16 protein-coding genes and 1 pseudogene are annotated in these 11,777 nt (G+C 67.8%); 8 read left to right on the forward strand and 9 right to left on the reverse strand.

Annotated features, from left to right (window positions below; translation table 11 throughout):
* Positions 1–21: 21 nt before the first annotated feature.
* Positions 22–783, forward strand: a complete 762-nt coding sequence (gene moeB / locus GXN78_RS25675; RefSeq protein ID WP_106556533.1) for a molybdopterin-synthase adenylyltransferase MoeB — start codon at positions 22–24, stop codon at positions 781–783.
* Positions 784–820: 37 nt separating this feature from the next.
* Here the strand turns inward: moeB and GXN78_RS25680 are convergent, their stop codons facing one another.
* A complete protein-coding gene (locus GXN78_RS25680; protein ID WP_308812405.1) occupies positions 821–2,839 on the reverse strand; it encodes an AsmA family protein in 2,019 nt (672 codons plus the stop codon).
* On the reverse strand, positions 2,836–3,042 hold the full coding sequence (locus tag GXN78_RS25685) for a hypothetical protein (protein ID WP_106556534.1): 207 nt from the start codon (positions 3,040–3,042) through the stop codon (positions 2,836–2,838). The genes GXN78_RS25680 and GXN78_RS25685 overlap by 4 nt, the downstream gene beginning before the upstream one ends.
* 347 nt (positions 3,043–3,389) lie before the next feature.
* On the opposite strand from GXN78_RS25685, the gene GXN78_RS25690 reads away from it, so the two are divergent.
* Positions 3,390–3,794, forward strand: a complete 405-nt coding sequence (locus GXN78_RS25690) for a response regulator (RefSeq protein ID WP_106556535.1) — start codon at positions 3,390–3,392, stop codon at positions 3,792–3,794.
* Between the two features lie 74 nt (positions 3,795–3,868).
* On the opposite strand, the gene GXN78_RS25695 is transcribed toward GXN78_RS25690, so the two are convergent.
* Complete coding sequence (locus tag GXN78_RS25695) at positions 3,869–4,501, reverse strand: response regulator transcription factor (RefSeq protein ID WP_028249172.1); 633 nt, start codon at positions 4,499–4,501, stop codon at positions 3,869–3,871.
* A gap of 107 nt (positions 4,502–4,608) precedes the next feature.
* On the opposite strand from GXN78_RS25695, the gene GXN78_RS25700 reads away from it, so the two are divergent.
* The 6 genes from GXN78_RS25700 to GXN78_RS25725 all read left to right on the forward strand — a co-directional run bounded on the left by GXN78_RS25700 (position 4,609) and on the right by GXN78_RS25725 (position 8,159).
* Complete coding sequence (locus GXN78_RS25700) at positions 4,609–5,985, forward strand: CHASE3 domain-containing protein (RefSeq protein WP_239142906.1); 1,377 nt, start codon at positions 4,609–4,611, stop codon at positions 5,983–5,985.
* Between the two features lie 170 nt (positions 5,986–6,155).
* Positions 6,156–6,317 (forward strand): DUF1328 domain-containing protein, encoded by a 162-nt coding sequence (locus tag GXN78_RS25705; RefSeq protein WP_093105850.1) that lies wholly within the window; start codon positions 6,156–6,158, stop codon positions 6,315–6,317.
* Between the two features lie 58 nt (positions 6,318–6,375).
* Complete coding sequence (locus GXN78_RS25710; protein ID WP_106556537.1) at positions 6,376–6,750, forward strand: hypothetical protein; 375 nt, start codon at positions 6,376–6,378, stop codon at positions 6,748–6,750.
* A gap of 38 nt (positions 6,751–6,788) precedes the next feature.
* Positions 6,789–7,169, forward strand: coding sequence for a hypothetical protein (locus GXN78_RS25715; protein WP_106556538.1), 381 nt, complete (start codon positions 6,789–6,791; stop codon positions 7,167–7,169).
* Entirely contained in the window at positions 7,159–7,617 is a 459-nt protein-coding gene (locus tag GXN78_RS25720) for a hypothetical protein (protein ID WP_239142907.1), read from the forward strand. Before GXN78_RS25715 ends, GXN78_RS25720 begins: the two co-directional genes overlap by 11 nt.
* A complete protein-coding gene (locus tag GXN78_RS25725) occupies positions 7,614–8,159 on the forward strand; it encodes a ferritin-like domain-containing protein (RefSeq protein WP_106556540.1) in 546 nt (181 codons plus the stop codon). Before GXN78_RS25720 ends, GXN78_RS25725 begins: the two co-directional genes overlap by 4 nt.
* A gap of 72 nt (positions 8,160–8,231) precedes the next feature.
* On the opposite strand, the gene GXN78_RS25730 is transcribed toward GXN78_RS25725, so the two are convergent.
* From GXN78_RS25730 to GXN78_RS41430, 6 genes and pseudogenes are all read right to left on the reverse strand, one after another.
* The gene (locus GXN78_RS25730) at positions 8,232–8,741 is read right to left on the reverse strand and encodes a BON domain-containing protein (RefSeq protein WP_106556541.1); all 510 of its coding nucleotides are present in this window, start codon (positions 8,739–8,741) and stop codon (positions 8,232–8,234) included.
* A 100-nt stretch (positions 8,742–8,841) separates the two neighbouring features.
* Positions 8,842–9,663, reverse strand: a complete 822-nt coding sequence (locus tag GXN78_RS25735) for a DUF429 domain-containing protein (RefSeq protein ID WP_106556602.1) — start codon at positions 9,661–9,663, stop codon at positions 8,842–8,844.
* A gap of 25 nt (positions 9,664–9,688) precedes the next feature.
* A complete protein-coding gene (locus GXN78_RS25740) occupies positions 9,689–10,111 on the reverse strand; it encodes a BLUF domain-containing protein (protein ID WP_106556542.1) in 423 nt (140 codons plus the stop codon).
* 5 nt (positions 10,112–10,116) lie between these two features.
* Positions 10,117–10,848, reverse strand: coding sequence for a GTP cyclohydrolase I (folE, locus tag GXN78_RS25745; RefSeq protein WP_106556543.1), 732 nt, complete (start codon positions 10,846–10,848; stop codon positions 10,117–10,119).
* A gap of 69 nt (positions 10,849–10,917) precedes the next feature.
* Entirely contained in the window at positions 10,918–11,682 is a 765-nt protein-coding gene (locus tag GXN78_RS25750) for an endonuclease/exonuclease/phosphatase family protein (RefSeq protein ID WP_106556544.1), read from the reverse strand.
* Positions 11,679–11,777 (reverse strand): annotated as a pseudogene (locus tag GXN78_RS41430) (dihydroneopterin triphosphate diphosphatase); the annotation flags it as partial. The pseudogene GXN78_RS41430 and the gene GXN78_RS25750, both read right to left, overlap by 4 nt.

The raw sequence follows: 11,777 nt of genomic DNA on the forward strand, positions 1-11,777 counted from the left end.
CGGCATCGGCCCGCGCGGCGCATGGAAGACCAGGACCTGCTGCGCTACTCGCGCCACATCCTCCTCGAGGAATTCGGCATCGACGGCCAGGCGCGCGTCAGTGCCGGCCATGCGCTGGTGATCGGCGCCGGCGGGCTGGGCTCGCCGGTCGCGCTCTATCTGGCGGCGGCCGGCGTCGGCCACATCACGCTGGTCGACGACGACGAGGTCGACCTGACCAACCTCCAGCGCCAGATCGCCCACAGCACCGCCCGCGTCGGCCAGGCCAAGGTCGAATCGGCGGCCGTGGCAATGCAGGACATCAACCCGGAGATCCGCATCGAGACCCACGTACAGCGGGCTGACGAGGCGCTGCTGGACCGCCTGGTCGCCAAGGCAGACGTGGTGATCGACTGCAGCGACAACTTCGCCACCCGGCATGCGGTGAACCGTGCCTGCGTGGCCCACGCCAAGCCCCTCGTGGCCGGTGCGGCCATCCGCTTCGACGGCCAGCTGAGCGTGTACGACACACGCGACGCCGCCTCCCCCTGCTATGCCTGCCTGTTCCCGCCCGACGCCGACTTCGAGGAAACCCGCTGCGCCGTGCTTGGCGTGTTCGCGCCGGTGGTCGGCACCATCGGCACGCTGGAGGCCAGCGAGGCCCTGAAGCTGCTGGCCGGCATCGGCCCCTCGCTGGCGGGCAGCCTGCTGATGTTCGACGGCCGGCGCACGGCCTTCGATACCTTGCGGGTGGCGCGCGATCCGGGCTGCAGCGTCTGCGGCCACCGCCCGGCGGCGGGCTGATCGCCCTCGCCCGCGTCCGCCCGCGCTACTGCTACTGCTACTGCTTCTTGGCCTTGGCCGCGCCGGCCGCCGCCTCGCGCGAGGCCGGCCGCTTGGCCTGCGCCAGCACCTCCTGGCAGTCGGCATCGACGCCTGGACCCGTTTCGACGGTGGCGGCAAGCGCCAGCAAGGGGTTCAGCGCCCCCAGCACAGCGGCGGCAGCGCCGCGCGTCGCCAGCGATCCGGCCTCCAGGCCGGCCCGGGGCGCGGCAAAGGTGCCGCCAATGATCAGCGGTGTGCGCAGCGACAGGATGCTCTTGTCCTTGGGCTGGGGCCGCACCACGAAATCCAGCGTCTCCTTCGACAGGCTGGCCTGGCCGCTCACATTGAAGACCGTGTCCTCGGTGTCCAGCACAACGCTGCGGCTGTTCATGGTGCCCTTGTCGACATCGAAAGCCATCGCGGCACAGCGCAGCACCACGTTCCTGTCGCCGCGCAGAAGGAACTTGATGATCTCGCCGCCATCCAGCCCCATGAACTCCAGCAACAGGTTGCTGAACTGCCCTCGGCCCGTGAGCGCGGCGACGTCGCCGGAGGCATTGCCCAGCCAGCCCGCCACCGAGTTGCCGTGCCCGGAGAGATTGATCCGCCCGTCGAGCTTGCCGAAGCTGGTGCGCATGGTTTCGATCTTCGGGATCAGCCGGCTGAGCTGCATCCCGCGGACCTCCAGCGCCGCCCGGATTTCGGCCGGGTTCTGCGCGCCGTCGATGCGTATCGCCCCAGCGAGCGTCCCGCTGGCCACACCCAGATTGAGGGGGTCGAGTGTCAGGACGCCATCCTTCAGCTTGATCTGCACGCTGCCCTTGTCCAGCGGCAGCTCGCGCACGTTGCGGATGCGTTCGGCGGTGTACTTCACCTCGGCGTTCATGGCACGCAGGCGCTCGAAGTCCAGCGTGGCGTCGGGCAGCACCTTCCGCCCGGAGTCGCGCTTGGCCCGCTTGACCTCGGTGATGCTCGGCGGCGGCGCCACGCCTTCGATGGCCTTGGCCGAGCGCTCGGTCGGCGGCAGGCCGATCAGCGGTCCGAGGTCGTCCATGTCCATCACGCGCGAACGCAGGGTGCCGGAGAGGGAGGGAATCTTCTGCGACTGGTCGAATTTCATGTCACCGCCGATGTCGGACAGGCCCAGCTTGCCCTTGAGCCCCGCCGCTTCCCACAGCCTGGCGCGCTTGCGCAGCTCGCCGCTCAGCGCATAGGGCGAGGTCTGGGGCAATGCGATGCCGAGCAGGCCGTACAGATCGCCCAGGTTCTGCCCCTTCAGGTCGAATCGGGCATCGATGCCGTCCAGGCTGGCCAGTTCGGCCACCGTGCCCTTGGCTTTCAGCCGCGTGTGGCCGGCGGCCGCATCGATCTCCAGCGGGAACGGCGGCTGGCCGGCCGCGTTGAGCTGCAGCACGTTGCCGGTCCGGCCCTGGGCCGTCAGCGGCTGCCGCTGATAGCGCCCCTTGATCCGGAAGTCCAGCGGCATCTCGCCGCGGCTGCTGTCGTAGCTGAAGTCGGCGTGCAGATCCACGCCCAGGTGCTCCGCCAGGAAGTCGAGCGTGCCCTGGTCGACTTCCATCAGGCCGATGACCGGCACCGTGCCCTCGTCCGAGGTGTTCTTGCCCAGCGCCCAGGTGCGCCGGCCGTCCTCCTCCATCTGCAGGCCCAGCACGGGGGAGGTCAGGGCCAGCTGAGGGATCACGACGCGCCCGGACAGCAACGGCCACAGCCGGATGTCGAAGGCCGCGCGCTCGGCCCGCACCAGGTAGGGCTCGCGCGCCCAGGACGGGTTGGCGAACTCGACGCCGTCGAGCTTCACGGCCGCGCTGCGCCACCCCAGGTCGACGTCCAGGCGGCGGGTGATCTCGAACTTGCGCCCGGTCCGTTCGCTGACGTAGCGATTGAGCGGCTCGCGCAGGGCGTCCCATGGAAACAGGGCCAGCAGCAGCAAGAGCGCCGCGAGCAGCCCCAGCAAGACCGCGCCGATCCGCATCCAGATCGACAAGCGCGGCTTCGGGGCGGTCGTCGAGGTCACGGCACCGTGGTCTTTCGATCCGGCGTCGCGGTAACGGAAGCGGGTGAGACGAGGAAACACAGCGCCGTGGCGCCGACGGTCGCGGCAGCGGCGGCAGACTCGACCAGCTTCAGCTCGGCGTTCGCGGGCTCGCCGGTCGCCACCACCGCCGCGGCGGCCAGGGTCAACAGGCCAATGGCCCCGTAATTCCACATCATCTTCATCTCGGCACCTCGGCACCTCGGCGGCGGGGGTTGAAGCCGGGGCGAAAAACCGCCGCGGCTCGATGCTGGGAGCGTAGGGGGCGCCCGGTCGCGCCGGGGTCGGCGCCCGACCGCAGCCACTGTGAGGCGCAGCCTACGGCAGTCGAAAACTGCTAATGAATCCGGAGTGGCGGGTTCTTCACAGCTTCTCAGCCCACAGAATTCGTAAGAACAAGCCTACAAACCCAACACGCCGCAGCGGGCATCATGCCGGCTGGCCCACCGCAGCAGCATTTACAACAATAGCTATCATCGCGGTCATCCGTTAAGGTCGCGAAGTTTCATTGCAGGCAGACGCGCGGTTCTCCATGGACCCCAGATTGAAAACCTACATCGTCGAAGACAACGTCACGATCCGCGAGAACCTCGTCGGCACTCTGGAAGAACTCACGTGCATCTCGGCCGTCGGCTTTGCCGAGACCGAGGCGGAGGCTGTTCGCTGGCTGGCGGAGAACAGCGACCAGTGGGAACTGGCGATCGTCGATCTGTTCCTGAAGCAAGGCAGTGGCCTGGGCGTGCTGCAGGCCGTGAGTACACGCCGGCCCGACCAGAAGATCGTGGTGCTCAGCAACTACGCCACGCCCGATATCCGCAAGCGCTGCGCCCAGTTCGGCGTGGATGCGGTCTTCGACAAGTCGAACGAGATCGATGCACTGATCGACTTTTGCATCGAGCAGTCCTCGACGCTTCGGCAGACCTCGGGCTCGAGCTGAAGCCGTCCACCCCGGTCGCGCCGATGGCCCCGTTCGTGCGGCGCCCCCGCCTCGGCGAGGGCGGCTCGCGCCGCTCAATCGATCAGCTTGTTTTTGAGCGCGTAGTACGTGAGGTCGCTGTTGGAGGAGAGATTCATCTTCTCCATGAGTCGCGTGCGGTAGGTGCTGACCGTTTTGACCGAGAGCGAGAGGGTCTTGGCGATGTCCCCCGCCGTCTCGCCCTTGGCGAGCTTGAGGAACACCTGGAACTCGCGTTCCGACAGCTGTTCGTGCGGGGCCGCGTCGTCCTTGCGGTCGAGCTGCCGCGCCAGCAACTCGGCCACCGCGGGCGTGATGTAGCGACGGCCCAGGGAGATGGTGCGGATCGCATTGACGATCTCGATCGGATCGCATTCCTTGTTGAGGTAGCCGCTCGCGCCCTGCCGGATCAGGTTCATCGCGTAGTGCTCCTCGGGGTAGCCGCTGAGGATGAGGATGCCCACGTCCGGGGCCTTGGCGCGGATCATCGCCAGCGCGTCGATGCCGCTTTGCCCGGGCATCGACAAGTCCATCACCAGCACGTCGAGCTCGGTGGTGCGCACCAGCTCGATCGCCTCGCGGCCGCTGGCAGCCTCCCCCACCACGCGCAAGTCGACATGTTCCGAGAAGAACTGCCGCAGGCCGGAGCGCACGATGGCATGGTCATCCACAATTCCGATCTTGATCATCTGGTACCTTCTTTGTCGTGTCGCGGCCTTTTGCGTCGCAGCAAACTGCCCCCTGGTTCACGTCGATTATTCCTGAATTTGCACTGTTCGCGTCGCGCGGAGACCCCATGCGCTGGTTAGCTTTCCCGAAGATGGCCGCCGGCCTCACGCTCGCCATGCTCGCGGCGCTCGCGCTCGTGGGCATCAACGAGGCGGGCTACCGACAGTCTACGCAGGCCCTGACCGAGATCGGCGAGGCGCAGCGCATACGGGTCGCACTCAACCTGCTGCTGCAAAGCATCGTCGATGCTGAAACGGGCCAGCGCGGGTATCTGTTGACGGGAGAAGCGCGCTATCGCGAGCCCTACGACAGCTCCGTGAAGAAGGTCGATGGCCAGCTGGCCGCCTTGCAGTCGCTCTACGCCCAACGCCCTGCCGAGGCAGCGCGCCTGGCTCAGCTCGCCAAGCACGTCTCGCGCAAGCTCGCCGAGATCGACATGAGCGTGCGGCTGCGGCAGGAGGGCAACGACGACGCCTGGAAGTTCGTGATCACCACCGACGTCGGCCGCGAGGAGATGGAAGCCATCCGGCACCAGGCCGGCGAGCTCGTCGAGCTCAGCAACGAGGCCTTGATGCGGGGGCAGGCGCAGGTCTCGAAGTCGCTGAGCTTCGCGCGCATCGGCATCGGGCTGGTGGCGCTGGCGGGGCTGGCCGCCTTCTATCTTTACCTGCGGCAGACGCATGCACTGCGCTCGGCCGGCGAGCGCCAGCAGGAAGCCCTGCAGCGCGAGCGCAACGCGCTGGAGAACGAGGTGCGGGACCGGACCGCCACGCTGGCCGAGCTCGCCACCCACCTGCAGGAGGTGCGGGAGACCGAGCGCGGCTTCCTCGCGCGCGAGCTGCACGACGAGCTGGGCTCGCTGCTGACTGCGGCCAAGCTCGACGTCGCGCGGCTGAAGTCGCGCCTGGTCGATTCGCCGGACGCGATACAGCGGCTGCAGCACCTGAACGAGCTGCTCAACAGCGGCATCGCGCTTAAGCGCCGCATCATCGAGGACCTGAGACCCTCCTCGCTCTCCAACCTGGGCCTCATCGCGTCGCTCGAGATTCTGGGCCGGGAGTTCGCCGAGCGCTCCGGCATCGAGATCGAGATGGTGCTGGAGCCGGTGGCGCTCGACGAAGGCAACGAGCTCACCGTCTATCGCATGGTGCAGGAGAGCCTGACCAACATCGGCAAGTACGCGCAGGCGACCGAGGCCAGCATCGTGATGAAGAACTACGGCAGCCACGTGGTGGTCGAGGTGAGCGATAACGGCAAGGGCTTCGATGCCCAGGCCACGCGCGTCTCCTCCCACGGCCTGGCGGGCATGCGCCATCGCGTGGAGACGGCCAAGGGCAGGCTGACCGTCTCGTCCGCACCGGGCCAAGGGACACGCCTGAGCGCCAGCCTGCCTGCCTCCGGGACAACGCCGGCGGCCCCTGCCCCGGCTCGGCAGCGGGCCTGAGTGCAGGCCTCGCCGGAGAGCGCGGCCGCGATTCGGCCCTCTCCTACGCCCCCAGACCTTGGCTGCTGACAGGTTCGCGCAGGGCGCTCATCTAATGTCCTCCCCATGCTCTTCGCGCCCTGCGCAGGGCCGTGATCCACAACAACGAGACACGCGAAAAGGAGTCCAGCATGTTGTATTACGCAGTCGTGTTCCTGGTCATTGCCCTGATCGCCGCCCTCTTCGGCTTCGGCGGTATCGCGGCCAGCGCCGTGGGCATCGCGAAGATCCTCTTCGTCATCTTCATCGTGCTGGCACTCGCCAGTTTCATCGCGGGCTTGATGCGACGATGACAGCATCGTTACGATGAGCGGGCTCTCGCACCATTTCTCTTCCGGAAGGACTTTTTTCATGAGCACGATCAAGACCCCGTCGCAGCTGGCTGAAGAGGCACGTCAAACTGCCAGCGATGCCATCGACAGCACCCGCGCCTATGCGCAGAACGCGGTAAATGCCGCCGGCGAGAAGGTTCGCGACCTGCGCCGCGAGGCCGAACCCACGGTAGAACAGCTGGCGGCCCGCGTTCAGCAGGCGGTGCAGCGCGGCCTCGACGCCGCCTCGACGACCAGCGCGCGCGCCCAGCGCCGCCTGGAACAGGCGGCCGACGTGACGGGCCGCTACATCGCGGACCAGCCGGTGCGTTCGGTGCTCATCGCCGCAGCGGCCGGCGCGGCCATCACCGCGCTGATCGTGCTCGCCAGCCGCCGCAGCCGGGACGACTATTGATCTGAGCCGCTCCGTCCCTGCCGCCGCCTGCCGCACCCATGCTCCATCCCATTTTTTCGACGGTGCTCAGGCATCCGGAACTGATCGCCGAACATGCCTCGAACTATGCGGCGCTGATCAGGCTGGAGACGGCGGAGGCCAGCAGGGGCCTGATGGCACGCCTCATCGCGGGCGTGCTCGCGGTGGCCAGTGCGATGCTGGCCCTCGGCCTGACGGGTACGGCCGTCATGCTCGGCGTCATGCAAGGCACATTTCATTGGGTGCTGATCGCCGTTCCCGGCGCTTCGGCGCTCATCGCACTCGTCGCCGGCTATGTCGCCGCGCGACCCGTCGCTTTCCATGGATTCGACGAATTGCGCTCGCAGGTCGATGCCGACGTCCACGCCCTCCGGGCCGCAGGAGAGAGCCGTGCGGGTTGAGCACGAAGCCTTGACGCCGCAACAGCGCTTGGCCGTCTCGCGCCGCGCCCTGGTCGAGCAGTTGCAGGGCCGCGAACGCCACGCAGACCACGATGCGGCATCGGACGAGGCGGATGCCGGAAGGCCGCGGCGCGAAACGGTCATCGACCGCATCGCCTGGGCCTCGGTGGCGCGCAGCGTGGTGCAGCGCTGGTGGCGCCGGCATCCGGCCAACGCGGCGGGCCAGCTGGCTCGCCCGCTGATCGAACGCTATGCGCGCGAGCAGCCAGCCCAACTCATGGCGGCCGCGGCCGGGGCCGGAGCGCTGATCGTGCTGATCAGGCCCTGGCGTCTGCTGTCCATCACGGCAGTGCTCGCCGCGGTGCTCAAGACATCCGACGTGGCCGATCTCGTGACCACGCTGATGCACAAGAACCCGGACAGTCCCCCACGAAAGGATTCCCCATGACGAACGCAACCGCCGAAAAGCCCCAGCGCCTGACGCTGGACCAAGCCAAGATCGACGCGGCCTCCAAGAGCCTGGACGACGGCGCCGTGACGCCCGGCTACGGGCCCTGGCGCGACGACATCGTGAAGCTGCTCAACGACGCGCTGGCCACCGAGCTGGTCTGCGTGCTTCGCTACAAGCGCCACTACTTCACCGCCAGCGGCGAGGCCTCGCCGGCGATCGCCGATGAATTCCTGGTGCATGCCAACGAGGAGTCCGCCCACGCGGACAAGATCGCCGAGCGCATCGTGCAGTTGGGTGGCGACCCGGATTTCAACCCGCAGACGCTGCGCGAGCGCAGCCACGCCGACTACGACGAGTCCAAAGAGCTGCAGGCGATGGTGCGCGCCAACCTGGTGGCCGAACGCATCGCGATCGAGACCTACCGGCAGATGATCTCGCTCATCGGCGACAAGGACCCGACCACGCGGCGCATGCTGGAGGAAATCCTCACCGATGAGGAAGAGCACGCCGACGAGCTGAAGGACTGGCTCGGCCACTGAGCACGGCGCGAAGCGCGCCCACGAAAAAGCCCGGCGACGCCGGGCTTTTTGCTGGATCGCCAAGCGTGGCTCTTACATCGTCTTCACTTCGAGCTGGTTGTCGACCGCGCCGACGCCCTTCACCGCCTTGGCGATCTCTGTCGCCCGGGACTTGGCGGCGGCATTGGGCGCCGGGCCCTTGAGCATGACGGTGCCGCCCTTGGTGTCGACGTCGATCCTGGTCGCGCTGAGGTCCGGGTCCTTCGCCAGCCCCGCGGATACGGCGGCGGTGATCGTGGCGTCGTCGACGACACCGGCCACCGTGGCACCCGCCGTCTTGGCCGCGGCGGTGGCGTCCTGGGCCTCACGCTTGATCGTGGACTCCGCCGAAGTGCTCGACGATGCGGCCTTGTCCTGCGCTTCGCGCGCCAGGCGGTCGGCCTTGGCCTTGGCCTGGTCCCCGGCCTGCTCGGTCTTGGCGATGGCGGAATCCAGCTTTTCGCCGGCCGTCTGGTTGCCGCCCTTGTCGCAGGCGGCGAGCACCAGGATGCCGCTCGCCAGCATCAGCGCCAGGCGGCTGCGAGTGGAAATGGATGTGATCATGACAATCTCCTTGGATGAGCGTCCTTCCGGACCGCCGAACCAATCTAGCGAGCGACCCCGGCCACCGCGCGCCAGCGCCGTCCTGATCTGCTGTAGGACTTCAGGCGGTGACGATCCAGCCTTCCAGCGGGTCCATGGCCGCGGGCAGCCCGTAACCTGGACCGGCGCTCGCGCGGCGGGCCGCGCCCCAGGCGGCCTGGACCAGGCAGAGCACCGCATCGAGGCAGTCGCCGCGCGCATCGGCCAGCAGCACCTCGCGCTCGGCATCGCCCAGCGCCAGCCTGAGGCCCAGGCGCGTGGAGCCGCCTTCGAGCGCGGCGAGCAGCTCGGCGCGCGCCTCGCGCCGCGGTACTGTCTGACGCGCAGCCTCATCGCTCTTGTAGCTGCGCCGCCCGATCAGCTCGCGCGCCAGCAGGCCCGGATAGCCCTCCAACGCAATGCGCGTGGCAGCGCTTGCAGGCACATGCAGGCCAGGGAGGGCCGCGCCGGCTTCCAGCAGACGCGGCACGCCCGCATGCAGCATGAAGGCCACCGGCGGGTTGACCCACTTCATCGACGGGCTGGACCCGGCCGGCGCGTCGGTGGCGCGGTGGGCGAATTTCCCGCCCACCGGCCGCGCAGCGCAGAAGGCGACGAAGGTTTGGCGGATCAAGGCGCGATCGAGGCCGGCATAGTGCGCGATCAACGGCTGCCACTGCATCGGCCAGCCGAGATGCGCGACCAGCTCGCGCGGCAGGCCGAAGGGAAAGTCGAAAGCGCCGATCCAGGCGGGCTGGTCGGCCAGCCACCGGCACCAGGCCTCCAGCGAGGCGAAGCGCTCGAGCCGCAACAGCGCCACGCCGCCCGCCGTTGCATGGCCGAGCGCCAGCACGATGGGTTTGCGCGCGCTCGGCGCACAGGAGAAGTCGCAGCCCAGCAGCAGGGTGGGCACCGAAGAAACGCAGCCCTCAGTGGCGGCCGACGATGGCGGCGGTCGCCATCAGCTCTTCCAGCAGTGCGAGCGAGACCTTGCCCGAGACCGAGTAGGGATCGAGCTCCGGCTTTTCCGAGTACTTGAGCAGGGTCGAGACGTTGAGCTTGGACAGGTTGACCTGCCCCATGGTCCAGCCGCCGAAGCGCCGCTCCGAGATTTCCTCGTAATGCAGCAGCACCACGTCCTTGTGGCGCGGGTCCCTCTGGATATGGCCGTAGAGCTCGCTGATCGCATTGCGGCCGCCCTCGATGGCTTGCAGGAACACACCGCCGCCGTAGCAAAGGATGCCGGTGACGCCGCAGGCCGTGTTGTGCGAGCGCGATTGGGCGAGGATCGCATCCACCGCGCCGGGGCTGGTGTCGACGGCGCGGCTGACATAGAGCAGGCGTACGAGCATGGCGGTCAGCTCCGGCGCGGGAGCAGCGCGAGGAATTCGCGCCGCAGGTTGGAATCCTTCAGGAAGACGCCGCGCATCACGGAGTTGATCATCTTGCTGTCCATCTCCTTGACGCCGCGCCACTGCATGCAGAAGTGCTCGGCCTCAACCACCAGCGCCAGCCCGTCGGGCTGGGTGCGCTCCTGAATCAGGTCGGCCAGCTGCACCACGGCCTCTTCCTGGATCTGGGGCCGGCTCATCACCCATTCGGCCAGCCGTGCGTACTTCGACAGGCCGATCACGTTGGTCTTCTCGTTGGGCATCACGCCGATCCAGAGCTTGCCGATGATCGGGCAGAAGTGGTGCGAGCAGGCGCTGCGCACCGTGATCGGGCCGACGATCATGAGCTCGTTCAGGTGCTCGGCGTTGGGAAACTCGGTGAGCGAGGGCTGGGTCACGTAGCGGCCCTTGAACACCTCGTTCAGGTACATCTTGGCGACGCGGCGAGCGGTGTTCTCGGTGTTGTGGTCGTTCTCGAGGTCGATGACCAGGGCGTCGAGCACGTGCTTCATCTTGTGCTCGACCTCGTCGAGCAGGCGCTCGAGCTCGCCGGGCTCGATGAACTCGGCGATGTTGTCGTTGGCATAGAAGCGCCTGCGCGCGGCCAGCAGGCGCTCGCGGATCTTCACGGAGACGGGCGTGCCCTCGTCCCCGGTGTCCGGCTCGGGACGCTCGGCGGTGTCGATTTTCCTTAGCATCAGCGCATCCTAACAGTGAATGAGTAGCAGCGAATATCCCTGCAGCGCGCTTGCCGCCTGAACATAAAGCTATTGTTTTGATAGCACGAAGTCCGCCACCAGCGGCAGGTGGTCGGACATCCTGGCCCAGATCGGGCCTCGCGGCACGTTGGTGGCGACCGCCTCGACCTGCCGCCCGTAGATGAAGTCGAGCTGCGTCACCGGCAGGCGCGAGGGGTAGGTCAGCGTGCGCGGCCCGCGCAGGTCGCTGGTGTCGCGCAGGCCCATGGCGTTCATCGCGTAGCGCATGCGGGCGCCCCAGTCATTGAAGTCGCCGGCCACCACCAGGGCCTCGCCCGGCGGGATCTCGCGCTCGATGAACTCGCGCAGCAAGGCAACCTGGCGCACGCGGCTGCCCCGGATCAGGCCCAGGTGCACCACGATGGCGTGCACCGGCTGGCCTTCGACCTCGATCGCCACGTGCAGCAGGCCGCGCTGCTCGAAGCGGTGGTCGGAGATGTCCTGGTGGGTCTTGCGCAGCACCGGCCAGCGGGTCAGCAGCGCGTTGCCGTGCTCGCCGTGGCGCGTGATGGCGTTGGTCTCGTAGACCGCGGTGTAGCCCTCGGGGGCGAGGAAGTCGGCCTGGGGCAGCTCGGGCCAGTGCCTGAAGCGGGCGGCGGCCTGGCGGTTCATCTTGCGCACTTCCTGCAGGCAGATGATGTCGGCATCGAGCTGCTCGATGGCGTGGCCCAGGTTGTGGATCTCGAGACGCCGAATGGGACCGATGCCTTGCACACCTTTGTGGATGTTGTAGGTGGCGACCCGGAGGTTGCTGCTAGAGCTCGGCGCGTTCATTTCACAAATTTTGGCAGCAGCAGGACCGCTTCGGCATTCGAAGGGGAAAAGCAGGCGTCGGCAGCTTCGTGGTAGGGCAGCCAGCGCCAGTCCGT

The sequence above is a fragment of the Variovorax sp. WS11 genome (assembly GCF_010499245.1).
Lineage (GTDB): Bacteria > Pseudomonadota > Gammaproteobacteria > Burkholderiales > Burkholderiaceae_C > Variovorax.

Excerpts from the sequence above, each read along its gene's own strand:
- moeB (WP_106556533.1), top strand. The coding sequence starts at position 22 with ATGGAAGACCAGGACCTGCTGCGCTACTCGCGCCACATCCTCCTCGAG.
- GXN78_RS25685 (WP_106556534.1), bottom strand. The coding sequence starts at position 3,042 with ATGAAGATGATGTGGAATTACGGGGCCATTGGCCTGTTGACCCTGGCC.
- GXN78_RS25690 (WP_106556535.1), top strand. The coding sequence starts at position 3,390 with ATGGACCCCAGATTGAAAACCTACATCGTCGAAGACAACGTCACGATC.
- GXN78_RS25695 (WP_028249172.1), bottom strand. The coding sequence starts at position 4,501 with ATGATCAAGATCGGAATTGTGGATGACCATGCCATCGTGCGCTCCGGC.
- GXN78_RS25700 (WP_239142906.1), top strand. The coding sequence starts at position 4,609 with ATGCGCTGGTTAGCTTTCCCGAAGATGGCCGCCGGCCTCACGCTCGCC.
- GXN78_RS25705 (WP_093105850.1), top strand. The coding sequence starts at position 6,156 with ATGTTGTATTACGCAGTCGTGTTCCTGGTCATTGCCCTGATCGCCGCC.
- GXN78_RS25710 (WP_106556537.1), top strand. The coding sequence starts at position 6,376 with ATGAGCACGATCAAGACCCCGTCGCAGCTGGCTGAAGAGGCACGTCAA.
- GXN78_RS25715 (WP_106556538.1), top strand. The coding sequence starts at position 6,789 with ATGCTCCATCCCATTTTTTCGACGGTGCTCAGGCATCCGGAACTGATC.
- GXN78_RS25725 (WP_106556540.1), top strand. The coding sequence starts at position 7,614 with ATGACGAACGCAACCGCCGAAAAGCCCCAGCGCCTGACGCTGGACCAA.
- GXN78_RS25730 (WP_106556541.1), bottom strand. The coding sequence starts at position 8,741 with ATGATCACATCCATTTCCACTCGCAGCCGCCTGGCGCTGATGCTGGCG.
- GXN78_RS25740 (WP_106556542.1), bottom strand. The coding sequence starts at position 10,111 with ATGCTCGTACGCCTGCTCTATGTCAGCCGCGCCGTCGACACCAGCCCC.
- folE (WP_106556543.1), bottom strand. The coding sequence starts at position 10,848 with ATGCTAAGGAAAATCGACACCGCCGAGCGTCCCGAGCCGGACACCGGG.
- GXN78_RS25750 (WP_106556544.1), bottom strand. The coding sequence starts at position 11,682 with ATGAACGCGCCGAGCTCTAGCAGCAACCTCCGGGTCGCCACCTACAAC.